This window comes from Caldivirga maquilingensis IC-167, from assembly GCF_000018305.1.
GTDB classification, from domain to species: domain Archaea; phylum Thermoproteota; class Thermoprotei; order Thermoproteales; family Thermocladiaceae; genus Caldivirga; species Caldivirga maquilingensis.
On record NC_009954.1, the window covers coordinates 1,407,221 to 1,421,551 of the forward strand.

The 14,331-nt window shown below is 42.1% G+C and carries 15 protein-coding genes; 6 read left to right on the plus strand and 9 right to left on the minus strand.

Annotated features, from left to right (window positions below; all coding sequences use genetic code 11):
• Window positions 1-221 precede the first annotated feature (221 nt).
• Window positions 222-1,202, plus strand: a complete 981-nt coding sequence (locus CMAQ_RS06835) for a MarR family transcriptional regulator (RefSeq protein WP_012186376.1) — start codon at window positions 222-224, stop codon at window positions 1,200-1,202.
• Window positions 1,203-1,278: 76 nt separating this feature from the next.
• Complete coding sequence (locus tag CMAQ_RS06840) at window positions 1,279-2,808, plus strand: glycogen/starch/alpha-glucan phosphorylase (protein WP_012186377.1); 1,530 nt, start codon at window positions 1,279-1,281, stop codon at window positions 2,806-2,808.
• A gap of 96 nt (window positions 2,809-2,904) precedes the next feature.
• On the opposite strand, the gene CMAQ_RS06845 is transcribed toward CMAQ_RS06840, so the two are convergent.
• Window positions 2,905-3,456, minus strand: coding sequence for a hypothetical protein (locus CMAQ_RS06845; protein ID WP_012186378.1), 552 nt, complete (start codon window positions 3,454-3,456; stop codon window positions 2,905-2,907).
• Window positions 3,457-3,590: 134 nt separating this feature from the next.
• Window positions 3,591-4,412 (minus strand): 16S rRNA (adenine(1518)-N(6)/adenine(1519)-N(6))-dimethyltransferase RsmA, encoded by an 822-nt coding sequence (gene rsmA, locus CMAQ_RS06850; RefSeq protein ID WP_012186379.1) that lies wholly within the window; start codon window positions 4,410-4,412, stop codon window positions 3,591-3,593.
• 10 nt (window positions 4,413-4,422) lie between these two features.
• Between rsmA and CMAQ_RS06855 the strand changes: the two genes are divergently transcribed.
• A complete protein-coding gene (locus CMAQ_RS06855; protein WP_012186380.1) occupies window positions 4,423-4,977 on the plus strand; it encodes an HD domain-containing protein in 555 nt (184 codons plus the stop codon).
• Window positions 4,978-5,016: 39 nt separating this feature from the next.
• Here the strand turns inward: CMAQ_RS06855 and CMAQ_RS06860 are convergent, their stop codons facing one another.
• The 4 genes from CMAQ_RS06860 to CMAQ_RS06875 all read right to left on the minus strand — a co-directional run bounded on the left by CMAQ_RS06860 (window position 5,017) and on the right by CMAQ_RS06875 (window position 8,365).
• Window positions 5,017-5,631: a cysteine hydrolase family protein gene (locus CMAQ_RS06860; RefSeq protein ID WP_012186381.1), complete on the minus strand. Its 615-nt coding sequence runs from the start codon at window positions 5,629-5,631 to the stop codon at window positions 5,017-5,019.
• A gap of 110 nt (window positions 5,632-5,741) precedes the next feature.
• Window positions 5,742-6,440 carry a hypothetical protein gene (locus CMAQ_RS06865; RefSeq protein WP_012186382.1) on the minus strand — a complete coding sequence of 233 codons (699 nt, stop codon included), beginning with the start codon at window positions 6,438-6,440 and terminating at the stop codon, window positions 5,742-5,744.
• Complete coding sequence (locus CMAQ_RS06870) at window positions 6,430-7,770, minus strand: ATP-binding cassette domain-containing protein (protein ID WP_012186383.1); 1,341 nt, start codon at window positions 7,768-7,770, stop codon at window positions 6,430-6,432. The genes CMAQ_RS06865 and CMAQ_RS06870 overlap by 11 nt, the downstream gene beginning before the upstream one ends.
• The gene (locus CMAQ_RS06875; RefSeq protein WP_012186384.1) at window positions 7,754-8,365 is read right to left on the minus strand and encodes an ECF transporter S component; all 612 of its coding nucleotides are present in this window, start codon (window positions 8,363-8,365) and stop codon (window positions 7,754-7,756) included. The genes CMAQ_RS06870 and CMAQ_RS06875 overlap by 17 nt, the downstream gene beginning before the upstream one ends.
• Window positions 8,366-8,551: 186 nt before the next feature.
• On the opposite strand from CMAQ_RS06875, the gene CMAQ_RS06880 reads away from it, so the two are divergent.
• Window positions 8,552-8,797, plus strand: a complete 246-nt coding sequence (locus CMAQ_RS06880) for a hypothetical protein (RefSeq protein ID WP_012186385.1) — start codon at window positions 8,552-8,554, stop codon at window positions 8,795-8,797.
• Between the two features lie 3 nt (window positions 8,798-8,800).
• On the opposite strand, the gene CMAQ_RS06885 is transcribed toward CMAQ_RS06880, so the two are convergent.
• A complete protein-coding gene (locus CMAQ_RS06885; protein WP_012186386.1) occupies window positions 8,801-9,493 on the minus strand; it encodes a nucleotidyltransferase family protein in 693 nt (230 codons plus the stop codon).
• 218 nt (window positions 9,494-9,711) lie between these two features.
• Between CMAQ_RS06885 and CMAQ_RS06890 the strand changes: the two genes are divergently transcribed.
• Window positions 9,712-12,057, plus strand: a complete 2,346-nt coding sequence (locus tag CMAQ_RS06890) for a DNA-directed DNA polymerase (RefSeq protein ID WP_012186387.1) — start codon at window positions 9,712-9,714, stop codon at window positions 12,055-12,057.
• A 54-nt stretch (window positions 12,058-12,111) separates the two neighbouring features.
• Complete coding sequence (pdo, locus tag CMAQ_RS06895) at window positions 12,112-12,861, plus strand: protein disulfide oxidoreductase (protein ID WP_012186388.1); 750 nt, start codon at window positions 12,112-12,114, stop codon at window positions 12,859-12,861.
• Window positions 12,862-12,898: 37 nt separating this feature from the next.
• Here the strand turns inward: pdo and CMAQ_RS06900 are convergent, their stop codons facing one another.
• A complete protein-coding gene (locus CMAQ_RS06900) occupies window positions 12,899-13,759 on the minus strand; it encodes a prephenate dehydratase (protein ID WP_012186389.1) in 861 nt (286 codons plus the stop codon).
• 235 nt (window positions 13,760-13,994) lie between these two features.
• Complete coding sequence (locus tag CMAQ_RS06905) at window positions 13,995-14,249, minus strand: FaeA/PapI family transcriptional regulator (RefSeq protein WP_012186390.1); 255 nt, start codon at window positions 14,247-14,249, stop codon at window positions 13,995-13,997.
• Window positions 14,250-14,331: the final 82 nt, after the last annotated feature.

Here is a 14,331-nt window from a genome sequence, read left to right on the forward strand (position 1 = left end):
TGATAATGCGGAATTTCAAGTAAGGTTCCATTCATAGGCACACCCACTTCTTAGGGATGCGGTGGGATCTTGAAGTATTTAAAGCGCCTAATGATCCAGCTAGGTAATAATAATGTGGTTCCATAATAAGCGTTTAGAGTGTGGGGAATAGCATTTATGTCTCTCTTGCAATTACGTAAAGCTTAATAGTGGGTTGGCTTAACCACAGTGTTGAATACGTAATGAAAATAATTGTATTTACTAAGGATGGTGAATTACCTAGGGAGTTCACTAAGAGTGATGAAGTGGACTCATACCCCCTTACCACTGATGAAACCGTCTTCTCAAGGTATGACTTCATCGGGGTACTTGGCACTGATAGGTTTATACTCAGTGCCCTTCATAAATTAGCCGGGGTGGATAAACCAATAATAACCATAGGCTACGGTGCAGGTTACTTGAATACTATTAATGTTACGGATTTCGGTGATTTAATGAGTAGTCTTAAGAAGGGTAATTACACCGTTGAGGCGATACCAACCTTAACCACTGGTCAAGGTTACGTTGCGATTAATGATATTGTCGTAGCACCCACCAGGAGCGCTACTTTAATGGAGTACACGCTCATTATAAATAATGAATTCGCATGGAGGGATAGTGCTGATGGCTTAATAATAGCCACACCAATAGGTTCAACGGCCTATGCCCTTAGTGCCGGTGGTGTACTCATATACGGTGGCTTAAGGTCCTTTGAAATAGTACCAATTAATTCAACAAACATAGCCAGGGTTCCAGTCATAGTTCCTGATGATTCAAGAATAGTGATTAGTGACTTACTTTCAAGAAGTAAGATAGAGGTTATTGCAGATGGATTAGTTAGGAGGAGTGTCAACACAACGAAGGTAACTGTATTTAAGGGTCCTGAAATTAAACTAGTTAAATTATCCACAGCCACTGCCCTTGACCGCTATAGAAGGATTATTGAATCAATGATAAGTGACCTACCTCCAAGCGCTAAACTAATACTTAAGGTACTTGAGTACGAGGGTCCATTAACGCCTAAGGAGATTATTGAAAAGACACTCATACCTCAAAGGACTGTTAGGGCATCATTAAGATTACTCCTAAGGAAGGGGTTGGTTAATAGGCTTATAGTGCCAAGGGGTAGTAGTAGGTTGGTTGCATACGCGATAAGTAATGGAACTAAGCTTAACATTAAGTGAGACTAAAAGTAATATTAGCGTGATTTAGGGTAATACACTGAGAAAAGACTTAATAACCACTCCACTTGATGCATGTGTGGTTATTGTAAGCGTAACGCCTGAAATAGGACTGGATGAGGGATACACCTACTCAGGTGGGTTAGGGGTTCTGGAGGGTGATAAGTTCTACGCCATGGCTAGGATGAATAAGCCGTACGTAGTCATAACGCTACTCTACAATAATGGCTACGTAGACTACATCTTCGATAACAATAATAACCCAGTACCAGTGCCTCAAAGACACTCCAAGACCTTTAGAAGCATGCTGAACCCAGCGGGTTACCTTAGGATTAACTTAAAGGATACTGAAGTATACGTAAGCGTACTGGAGTATAGGCTTAATAATGCTAAGGTAGTCTTCCTAAGCCCTCAATCACCCAGGTGGGCGTATGATTTAGTTGATAGGTTGTACATTGAGAATGACATTGATAGTAAATTCTACAAGTACGCCCTATTAGCTAAAGGCGCCGCTGAATATATTAGGAGTAGGATTGGTTTAAGGAATGTTGATGTAATAGATCTTCAAGAAGCCTACACCGCAATGCTTCCACTAGTATTACCTCTACCACCCCAGAAGTACAGGATCATAATACATACACCTGGACCCTGGGGTCATCCATCATTCCCAGCTGAATTATTTAGGAGGGAATTCGGCTTCAGGTTCTTTGAGGATCCAGTAATATTAACTGAATTAGGCTTATCCATGAGTAGTGAGGTTATTGTTGTTTCTAAGAAGATGAGGGATGTGGTTTCCAAAGTCATACCGCACCACATGCATAAGGTTAGGGCCGTAACTAATGGTGTTGATGTAATTAGGTGGGTTGATGGGAGGGTGCTTAAGGCCTACATGGAGGGTGGGTTAAACATTGATGCTTTATCGAGGATAAAGAGGGAGATGGCTAGTGAACTTGAGGCTTACTTATCTAAGTATAAGCCTGGTTTAAGGATTAATGACTCATTAACGGTGGCTTGGATTAGGAGGTTAACAAGGTATAAGAGACCTGACTTCATACTAAGGTTCATTGAGGAGAACCCCCAAAGGGATGATGTAGTCTTTGTACTGGGGGGTAAGGCGCATCCATTTGATGAGTGGGGGTTATCAATGATGAGGAGGTTCAGGGAGTTAGCCGCTAAGTACAGTAACGTGGTTTACATTCATGATTACGACATTAGTGTAGCTAAGAATATTCTACCCAAGGTTAAGCTACTCCTCTTCACCCCCTTCCCAGGTTGGGAGGCCAGTGGTACATCATTCATGAAGTCATCAATGAATGGAACCCCAACACTAGCCTCAAGGGACGGTGCAGTACCTGAGTTAATCACCGACGGCTTCAATGGTTGGTTATTTGGGTTTGATGAAAGATACCTAGTGGATATTGGAAGTGACCCAAGGGCCAATGAGATTAATGAGAAGGAGTACTCTGAATTCTCATATAAGCTTAATCAAGTAATTCAACTATACTATAATAACCGCGACGAATACTGGAAGGTGGCTGTTAACGCCTCATTAACATTAATAAGTAATGCAGATATAGTTAATACACTTAAGCAGTATTATAAGCTTTAAGGGAGCAACCAAGCCTCATAACTGCCTAATACCGGTGTAGTAAAGGTAGGTTTTCTACTGGAAATGAAGTAATACTTAGTGTTAAATTATTGTTAATCACATTACAGTGGGTTTACTGCTTTTACGCGTGTTTATGATTATGTATTTTCCATCATCTGGTACTGGCCTGTGTACGTGATCCCTCATGTCTACTATTATCTTAATGCGTCTTGAGTTGCTTAAGCACTCATTAATCATGAATCTAATAACCTCAACTGGGGTAACACCCCTGGCCGTGCATATTCCTAATTCCTCAAATATATTCTTAAGCAGTAATGAACATGCCTGCAGCCTTAGGCACCGTTCGCATATTGTGCCGCATATTGATGATATTACGTGGAGTTCCTTATTCTGATACAGTAATGCGAAGTCCAGTATCCTTATTGAATCATCATTAACCTCAAATGAGGCCAGGAGAAGCGGGTTAGTGGCCAACTTGACAATACCCTTATTCACTGTTAATATACCCATTTTCTTAAACTTCCTTACCCTACGGTAAACCGGGGGTGATTTATCACCCCTAATAGCCTTATTAATGTAAGCTAAGTCTCCAAGTAACTTATCCAACTCCCCCTCGTTTACTAGTATTAGGTTAATGGACTTCTGCATATGTATAGTTTATTTCGCATATTTAATAAAAGCGGAGGAATTATGCAGAAAAAGCATATGTTAAATATATAGATGCGATCATGCGGCATATATTACATGAACATAATTACGTAATTTATATTACATGAACATAATTACGTAATTTTCCCCATGTTGATTAAAACATTAACCAGTTCAGCAACCTCATTAACGCTTAACTCCCTAACCCTCTTATTAAGTAAGTAACTAGGCGCTTCCCCCTCTCTTAAACCGTAAAACTGCTTAATAACTTTAATAGCCTTCTTATTAGGCTGGGTGAATAATTTACTTGTTAAGGATTCTAAAGCCCTAACATCAACGCATGGTTTAGGTAAGGGCTTCAACTCAACAATTGCTGAATACACCTTAGGCCTTGGCCAAAAGGCCCATGGAGGCACATGCTTAATTACCTTAACTAGACTCAGGCATTGGGTAATCACAGAAAGCCTACCGTAATCCGTGGAGCCAGGCTTAGCTGCAAGCCTTAAGGCCACCTCCCTCTGCAGCGTTAATATTAGTTTCCTAGCCCCGTAATCGGTTAGTAATCTTAACAGTAACCTTGATGTAATGCTATAGGGTATGTTTGAAACCACGGTTAATTCAATAGGTGGCTTGTAGGTTAATGCATCACATATGAATAAGTCAGCGTTAACTTCACTCAACCCAATAGCCTTAATGGCCTTGATCATCATTGGATTCACATCACATGCGAACACGTGTTGAGCATACTTAGCTAAGTAATGCGTTAAGTAACTTAAACCAAACCCCACCTCAAGAACCTTCTCATCCTTAGCTAATTGCGCAATGGTGTTAAGGTAAACTGGATCAACCATGAAGTGCACATCGCCACCAACCCTAATTCCAAGCCCTAGGGCTGACTTAGCTAACTTAATTAGAGTCCACTTATCGACTGCGTAAAAGTCATTAAGCGACACCACAGGGGTGATTATGCTTAACCTATGGAGACTTTTAAAACTAGTGGATTCATTATCCGGGATACCTAGGATAGGGTGGGTTAATGCCGGTGTCAAGAATCCTGAAACCGTGGCTGAGCACACGCTCCTGGTATCATACATAGCCGCCTCCCTAGCTAAGTCAATGGGTTTTGATGCAGGTAAGGCATCATTATTAGCGTTAATTCATGATGCCGCGGAATCAGTGACAGGTAATGTGGCAAGGGTTGTTAGGGATAGAATGGGGTTAAGCCAGTGGAGGATGATTGAGGCAAGCATAGTTGGGGAATTGGGGTTCAGCAACGAGTTTGATGAGTACGTTAACTTAAAGAGCCCTGAGGCAATTATAGTTGCAGTTAGTGATAAGTTAGCCACATTAATTAGGGCATGTCAATACAGGGAATTAGGCTATGGTACATTAACCCTTGTTGAAAATTATCTAAATGAGGTTAAGGGGTTACTGAGTAAGTTGAATAATAGTGAATTAAGTGAACTAATAAATGACGCGTTAATTAAATGCAGTGGAAATCAGGGTTCTGGTGAAGCATAGGTTTAGTACCTTGGAATTAACAATACAGGAGATGATTCATTACTGGTTCTTAAAAACAATACCATTCACTGTTGTTAAATCCCCCTTATATAGGAAGCTCACTTGCCTTAATGAAGCCAAGTAATCAAACCTATTCAACGCCGACACGGCATCAATAGGCATGATAACCTTATACCAATTCAATGCAGCGCTACCAGCCGTATGGAGTACGCATATGTTAGCCACTGTGCCGGTTATTATTAATGTATCAGCCTTAACAACATGCCTAAGCACGTAATCCAAGTCAGTGCCGAAGAAGGCATCATACCTCCTCTTTCTAATAACTACATCACCAGGCTGCGGCTTAAGTTCATCAATAATTTCAGCACCCCAAGTATCCATAACACAGTGCTCACCCCATATCCTAAACTCCGGATCATCCTTAAAGTGCCAGTCCTGAGTGTAAATCACCCTTACCCCACTTCTCCTAGCCCTTGTAAGTAAGTCGGCAATGGGTTTAATGGTTTCTTCAGCATCCGGCACATAAAGCTTACCATTACTTCTAACGAAGTCATTCTGCATATCAATAACTAATACCGCGGACCTTGATGAATCAACAGTAATACTCTCCTTAACCTCAAGTTCAGGAACCTCAACAGTCTCCTTAATCCTCATGAGTGAGGAGACTTAGCCCTAATTAAAAGCATTGTACTGCTGTTAATTACTTGAAAGCCAGCTGGCTTCCTTACCGCACGTGCAGTATTCATCATACTGATGTAATGAACCTATAGTGCAAGTAGGATTAGGTAAAGTGTTAGTGGTATTAGGGCTATGGAATCAAGCCTACTTAAGGTTACCCTCGGCTTAACACTGGGTATACCGTAGTACTCTATGTATTGTGCAAGTATTATTGAGTACCTTACGCCATTAGCCACGAGTGAATTAACCAGTAGCCTAGGTTTAACACTGCCGAGTGACTTAAGAACCATGTAAGCCTCATCCATGGCGACTGATGCGTTTAGAAGATACCTCAGTGACAATACCAGTGAATCACCCAATGTACCTAAACCCATTACGTTAAGAATATACTTCACTTCACTTAACCTGAGTAATGCCAGTGAAACCACGAATCCGGTTAATGCCACTAGTATTAGGGTTGATAATAATGTTACGTTAAGTAATGCCACTGGACTTAACCCTCCCCCGGACATTAACACTACCAGTAATCCGGTGGCTTCAGATAGAATCCAAACCAGGATTAATGGCCTCAGTCTCCTTACTGAATCCCCTATTAATACTAGGTAAGTCATGCTCACTATTAAGCCAGTCACGGTAATGGGTATTAGTCTAATTGGGTTCATGAACCAGTAGGATGCAAGATACGGTATAAATGATAAAGCAACAGTGATCTTACCTATAATGGATAATCCCCCCAATGAGCCTTCAGCCCCCTTCACCACAGGCTTAACCCACTCATAGAACATGCTCGCTCACACTCACCTTAGCAACATACCCCTCCCGCCCCCTCACGTAGAATACGTCACTATCCCTTATTAAGGATGCGAAGCGCAGGTCCTGGGTAGCCATCACCACCCTTAGGTTTGACTGGTTAATGAATTCAGCTAACTCAACCCTATACCTATCTGAAAGCCCTGAGGTTGGTTCATCAATAATCATTAGTGTTGGCTTCAGTAACTTAGCCATAATAAGCATAAGCACCCTCTTCTGCCCCTCCGATAGGTGTAGTGGGTCATCTGAAGTATTAATATTAATTTCAAGCGCCTTTAATTCACGTTCAAGATCCTCAATACTCGCATCCCTCCCAGCGGCCTTAGCTAACTCAAGGTACAATTCCCCCACTGTATCAGTCATGGACATCACCACATTTATGTCCTGCGGCATGTAAAGCACAGGGCGTGAGTAATCAACAGTAACCTTACCCCTACTTGGCTTAACCACACCCAGTATTAACTTAAGTATTGTTGACTTACCACTGCCGTTAGGCCCTATGAAGATTACCCTACTTGATGATGCAGTTAAGTTAATGCCGCTGAGCACATATGAGTCATCGTACTTAAACCACACGTTACTTAACTTAAGCCAACTATGATCAGTATTATCACTTACGCTTCTAATAATGTATCTTCGCCTATGTAATACACTAAGATTACTTGGTTCACTTAACTTACCACCATTAAGTTGAAGAATCTTATCCACTGAGCCAATAATATGCTCATACCTGTGTTCAAGCATTAGCACTGATACACCGCTCCTCTTAATTCTCCTAATTAATGCAATCAGTAATTCAACGGCATCCTGATCCAGGTGGGCTAATGGCTCATCCATTACAATTACCTTAACCCCCCTTGTAACCAGTTTAGCTATTGCAAGTCTCTGAAGTTGACCCATTGATAATTCAGTAACCAACTTACCTAATACCTCATTACTCAAGCCAGCAGTCTTCAATAAATCCTTAACCCCTACATTGTTCTCAATGGCCGTTAACTCAAGATCCTCATCAATCCTCGGGTAAGTGAAGTGTATTGCTGGATCCTGGTAGAGAACACCAATTAACCTACTTCTCCCCCTAGGCTCAACACCACTTAACTCAACTCCATTAACCTTAATAACGCCCTTAGCTAAACCACCGGTTAAGTGGATTACACCAGTAAGCGCCCTAACTAGTGTTGTCTTCCCTGAGCCAGTGTCCCCAATCACTAACCCTACCTCCCCATCCTTAAGACTTAGGGATAATCCTTTAAGAACCCAATCCCCATTACCATACCTGGCCCATAGGTCACTCACCACCAGCATTAATAAGCCACCTAAACCTCCTGGCTATGGTTAAGTAAACTGGGTAAGCCACTGCAATGTATATTACGGCTATGGTTAAGTTAAAAAGCGCTATGACTGGTAGGAGGTATATTGTTAGTGAAACCGCCTTAGCGTATGTTGAAACCCAATGGGCTATTAAGAACCACCAGGGGTCAACGAGGTAATTGGCTAATACCATTAAACCAACCCTTGCAGTAACCCCTGCAGCCGATGATGACGCGTACAGTACCTTAGCCTTACTAAACCTCCCCCTAAGCAACCTGTAGGTGTAGTACATTGGTATGAATGTTGATGCCTCGGCGAACCACTTCATGGCTGCGCCTATTGGATCACCGCCACGGAGTAGGGCTATCATTAGTACTGTGTCGGCTAGTAGTGCGTACTTGGGTCCTATTAATAGTGCCGTTATTATTAATGGTATGCCTGCTAAATCGTACTTGAGGAATGGGGCTATTGGGAATGGTATTTGAATGAAGGATAATGCCACTGATAATGCAGCCATTACTGAAACCAAGGAGACCTTAATGGCCTTAGCCTCCTTTAGTGAAACCTCTGATGAAACCTCGGGTGTCATTGCCTAAACCCCTGGTTTACTGGTTAATAAACCTTGCGTTACTATTGATAAACTTAAGGTTTAATGCTTTATTAAGGCTTCAGGTAAATTAAAACGTTGAGCAGGGGGAGATCACTTAAACTTTTAGTCTACTCAGGAACACTATTAAGGTTAGTGTTTAAAAAAGCCCGGTAATACTTAGGTATTGTGAGGAGTAAGCGTTACTACGTTTTATTGAACCCATGGGAGGCACGCATACTGGTGACAGGTAAGTTAAATGACCTTGAGCTTGTTCAAGTGGGTTGGAGAATAGTGATGGCGAGTAAAAGGTGGTATAGGGCATATGATGTTGCTAGAACATTAGCTGATAAATTCAACTACGTGCTGGAATGGTATATTGAGGATGAGAGGAGGGCGCTCGCCATTGATAAGAGTAGGAGTGTTAAGCCTTAACCCTCACTTCCCAGGGCACCAAAGCTTTAGGTAATCATCCACAGTGCCGATGTCTATGAATTTATTGACTAAATACACCCCAACCCTACCCCCCTCCCTTATAATTAAGTTAACGTAATCATTCATATCAATAAAGCCACCGTTAAGCAGCCTCAGTAACTTACCCTTAATTATGTAGTTGCCTGTCGACACAGTGAAGTTAATAGTGGGTTTCTCAACCCAAGCCTTCACATTATAATCCTCTGTTTCAAGAACCCCATACCTCAATTGGAAACCAGCCCTATACCCAATTATAGTCATATCCAGTCCCTTTCCCAAGTGGAAATTAACTGCATCAACCATATTCACATCAGCAATGACGTCACCATTCTCAACCACAACAATATCATCATCCTTAACTAAGTTACTTAGAAAGTATAAGTGACCAGCAGTACCAAGTAACTTATCGTGGATAACCGTTTCAAGCAACCCATTATAAGTTAAGTTCAAATGCTTAACAGCATCCATTATTAACCCAGCCATGTAATGGGCAACAATGTAAATTCTAATAGGCTTTAACGGAAGCAGACGCTCCACTGCATCTTGCATTGCAAGCCTACCCCCTGGAATGGGCATTAAGGGCTTAGGTACATAGAGGGTAATTGGCCTTAAACGCTCCCCCCTCCCAGCAGCCAACACTACACCAAACACAGCCACATTACCGGTAATCCCCCATTATTTTTAAGTCAATAGCCCTAGGCGCTATAACCTTAATGACTCATAGTTAATAAACCTGAAATAAAGACCATTAACTAATGCAACTGCGGATTACTGAGTAGTGAAGTTGAGTAATTAATAGCCATTAAGGATAGTAATCAATTGCAGTAAGGTTGAATTCTAGTTAGGGTTATTAATAAGTTCAGTGCTGAAGCCATGTGGAGAAGAGGGTTTACTTAGTGGATATTACCTATGGATTAGTGGGTAATTCACCTGAGATTAGGATGTTTGGTGTTGATGAGAATGGTGAGAAGGTTGTTATCCTGGATAGGGGGTTTAGGCCATACTTCTACGTGATTCCAGAGGAGGGGTTTGAGGATCAGGTGGCTAGGGTTATTGGTAAGATGCAGAATGTTATTAAGGCTGATGTAACCGAGAGGAGGCTCTTCGGTAAGCCGATTAAGGTTGTTAAGGTGACTGTCACTGTACCGGATAAGGTTAGGGAGCTTAGGGATAGGGTTAAGTCTATTCAACACGTTAAGGAAGTCCTGGAGGCTGACATTAGATTCTACATTAGGTATATGATTGATAATGATATTAGGCCAGGTTGGTTAATGTTCAGTAACCTTAAACCAGTAGACAATAAGATTGGGGGCGTTAGTAACGTATACTTAACCGAAACCCCACCCACCTCACTTGACTTAGGCATAATGCCGAGGCTCAACTACATGGCCCTTGACATCGAGGTATATAATCCAAGAGGCACCCCTGACCCTAAGAGGGATCCCATTATAATAATAGCCTTAGCCAACAGTAACGGTGACGTTAAGCTACTGACCCTTGATAATTACAAGCATGAGAGGGAGATGCTTAACGATATGATGAGTGTGATTAAGGAATGGGACCCCGACGTATTATTCGGCTATAATTCAAATAAATTCGACATGCCTTACCTGGTTAATAGGGCTGATGCATTAAACGTTAAGCTTCAATTATCGAAGTACGGTACACCACCTGAGCAGAGTGTTTACGGGCATTGGTCAATAATAGGGAGGGCCCACATTGACTTATACAACTTCATCGAGGATATGACTGATGTTAAGAGGAAGAGCCTTGACTACGTTGCCGAGTACTTTGGGGTAATGAAGAGGAGTGAACGCGTTAACATACCTGGCCATAGGATTTACCAGTACTGGGATGATGAAGGTAAGCGTAGTCAATTAATTAAGTACGCTAGGGATGATGTGTTAAGCACCCTTGGGTTAGGTAAAATACTCCTACCCTACGCCATGCAGCTTGCCTCAGTATCAGGCCTACCGCTGGATCAAGTTGGCCCAGCCAGTGTTGGTTCAAGGGTTGAGATGATGATAATGCATGAGGCCTACAAGATGGGTGAACTAGCCCCAAATAGGGTTGAGAGACCATATGAAACTTATAAGGGTGCTATTGTGCTTGAACCAAAGCCAGGCATTCACTATAATATTGCTGTACTAGACTTCTCATCCATGTACCCAAACATAATGCTTAAGTACAATATTTCACCGGACACATTGGTACTGGATTCATCAGAGGGCGACTACTACACCGCCCCTGAGGTTGGTTACAGGTTTAGGAAGAGTCCTAGGGGGCTTTACGCATCATTACTTCAGAAGCTTATTGAGGCTAGGCGTGAGGCTAGGGATGAGATGAGGAATTACCCTGAGGGTTCATTTGAATGGGTTCTACTTAATGAGAGGCAGAGGGCTCTTAAGATTATGGCTAACGCCATGTATGGTTACTGCGGTTGGCTTGGGGCTAGGTGGTATATTAGGGAGGTTGCTGAATCAGTTACAGCCTGGGGTAGGTATTTACTTAAGACGGCGATGAGTATGGCTAAGGAAAGGGGGTTAACGGTAATATACGGTGACACTGATAGTCTCTTCGTCACTTACGATAAGGATAAGGTTGCTGACATAATAAGTAGGATTAATGAAATGGGTTTTGAGGTTAAGATAGATAAGGTTTACAGTAAATTAATATTCACTGAATCTAAGAAGAGGTACATTGGGTTAACTGCTGATGGTGAAGTGGATATAGTGGGTTTCGAGGCCGTTAGGGGCGATTGGAGTGAATTAGCTAGGAATGTGCAGGAGAGGGTTGCTGAATTAGTACTGAGGGAGAGTGTTGATGAGGCTGTTAAGTATGTTAAGTCAGTTATTGATGATTTAAGGAACTACAGGTTCACGATTGATGATGTTATAATTTGGAAAACCCTGGATAAGGATATTAATGAGTATAAGGCTATTCAACCCCACGTTGTTGCTGCGAGGAGGCTCATGGAGAAGGGTTACGTGGTTAATAAGGGTGATACCGTGGGTTTCGTGATTGTTAAGGATAGTGGTGATAAGTTGACTCAGAGGGCTTACCCATACGTATTCATCAATGATGTTAAGGAAATTGACGTTGACTACTACGTGGAGAAGCAGGTTATTCCAGCGGCCTTAAGGATACTTGAGGTCTTTGGCGTGAATGAGGCGGCGTTACTTGGTAAAACAGGTAAAAGCATTCTTGATTACTTCCATTGATGGGTTAACATTTACGCGAAAGATTTTTAAAAGTGCAGTGTCACGTTGAGTGCAATGTCAGCTACACCACTAGCACCACCTACTGGTCCTGAGGAGGTTCATATAGAGGTTGATGAGGAGACTAAGGGTATAATAAGGGAGATGCTTTCACAAATGGTTAACCCAGTGACCTTCGATCTCTTCACAACAGGCAATTGCGCAGGCAGGGACACTAACTGGTGCACACCAACGGAGGAGCTCCTTGATCTATTATCCAGTTTAGCACCTGAGGGTAAGTTAATAGTTAATAAGCATAGGCTTGATCAGAATAAGGATGATGGGGCTAAGTTCAATGTTGAGGAGAATAGGGTTCCCGTAATATACATTAATGGAGGCATAATAAGGTACTTTGGCGCACCACTGGGTGAGGAGGTTAGGGCATTCATAGAGACTATAACAAGGATATCAACCGGTAAAACAGGGTTAAGGGCTAGGACAAAGAGTACCTTAGCCTCAATGATTAACTCAGATGCGAAGACAGTTGAAGTAGTAACAGTGGTTACCCCATCATGCCCATACTGCCCCTACGCCGTACTGTTAGCCAACATGTTCGCCTATGAAAGTAAGGGTAAGGTTAGGTCAGTGGTTGTTGAGGCCTATGAGGAACCGGACATAGCGGACATGTACGGTGTAACAGCCGTACCAACTGTGGTAATTAGGAATGAGGGCTCAACCGGTGATGTTGAGTTCGTTGGAGTACCACCTGAGGCTGACTTACTTAAGAAGGTACTATCATACAGTGGTTTTAACCCTCCTGGCCAGTAGGTCTTGGGAATTATTTAAGTGTAAAAAGCAGTGTTATTCAGGAACTTGAATCATCATAACCCTGCATTGTTAAGTACCTGTAGCTACCCAGGATCTTAACGTATGCTGAATGCTCCCTAAGTTCATTAATTGCCTTAAGGCACTTCCCATCACTTAAACTGCATTCAACCTCAAGAATGAAGTCATACTCCCACGGCCCCATTTTATTAGGCCTGGAGTATATCATTGTTAAGTTAAGTTCAGCCTCAGCAAAGGGCTTTAAGGCTGAGTAAAGTGAACCAGGCTTATTCGGTACTGAGAATATTACCAGTGACCTATCACCAATGTTACCCACATCCCTCTGTAGTATTAGGAATTTAGTGAAGCTTGGTTTATCCTCAATACCGCAGGTAATCGTCTTTAATCCCCTTAACTGTGCACCAAGCCTTGAGGCAACCGCAGCCCTCTCCCTATGTCCAATAACCATGTTAAGTGCCTCGGCTGTTGATGATGTCTGCCTAATGGTGGCATTCAGCCCGCTGAGGAATTCCTTGGACTCCTCAATGGCATGTGGATGCGAGTATATTTCCTTAATTTCACTGAGTGAATCAACATCATTATTAACCACTAAGCATAGTGAAACCCTATACTCAACACTGGCCTTGACACCCACATTCCACTTAATTAATGCATCAATGGTATCACCCACTATGCCTGCTAGGTTATTCTCAAAAGGCACCACACCGTAGTTGAATTGACCATTGTAAACACCCTTAACAATATCATTAATTCCCTTAACAGGAATCATGGTGCCGTTCAGCAGCATTAACGCAACCTCATGGCTAAATGTTCCCTCAGGACCAAGGTAAGCCACCTTACGGTTACTGTTAAGGTACCCCTTAATTACGCTTAAAACCACTGGTTCCTTTACATCATCAACAATATCAAGTGGATTCAGGTCCTGCGGCAGATTACTTAGGAGACTTTTAAGCCTGCTAATGGATTCCTCACTCTGCTTAATTAAATCCGTTACCTGACTTAGAATTCCGACTTATCCATGCCTGGGTTTAGTGATTAGTGTTAATAAGCATTAACCCATGTGGTTAAGTTCGGGTAATTAAATGTTTTAACATTGAAGGCTAGTGGTCATGACTTTAAATAATGTCGGTATCCTCTGATTCAGTGGCCTCATGGCCTTGTTCAACAATCCTCCAGTAAGCAACCTTCCCCCTTTTAATCTCCCTAATTGCCCCATCCCTCTGAAGTAGTCTCAGTATATAGAATACTTGACTATGACTAAGCCCAGTGGTTTTAACAAGGTCGTTAGTGGATACTTCCCCCCTCTTCCTTATAATCTCCAGTATATCATTCTTCCTCTCCAGTATTTTATTGGTCTGCTTCCTGGGCATAACTCATTTGTGTACTGAGTTATTTTAAATATTAACTCAACAGGATTGTTCTCATACTTGAGTATTACTTCAGTTAATTCAT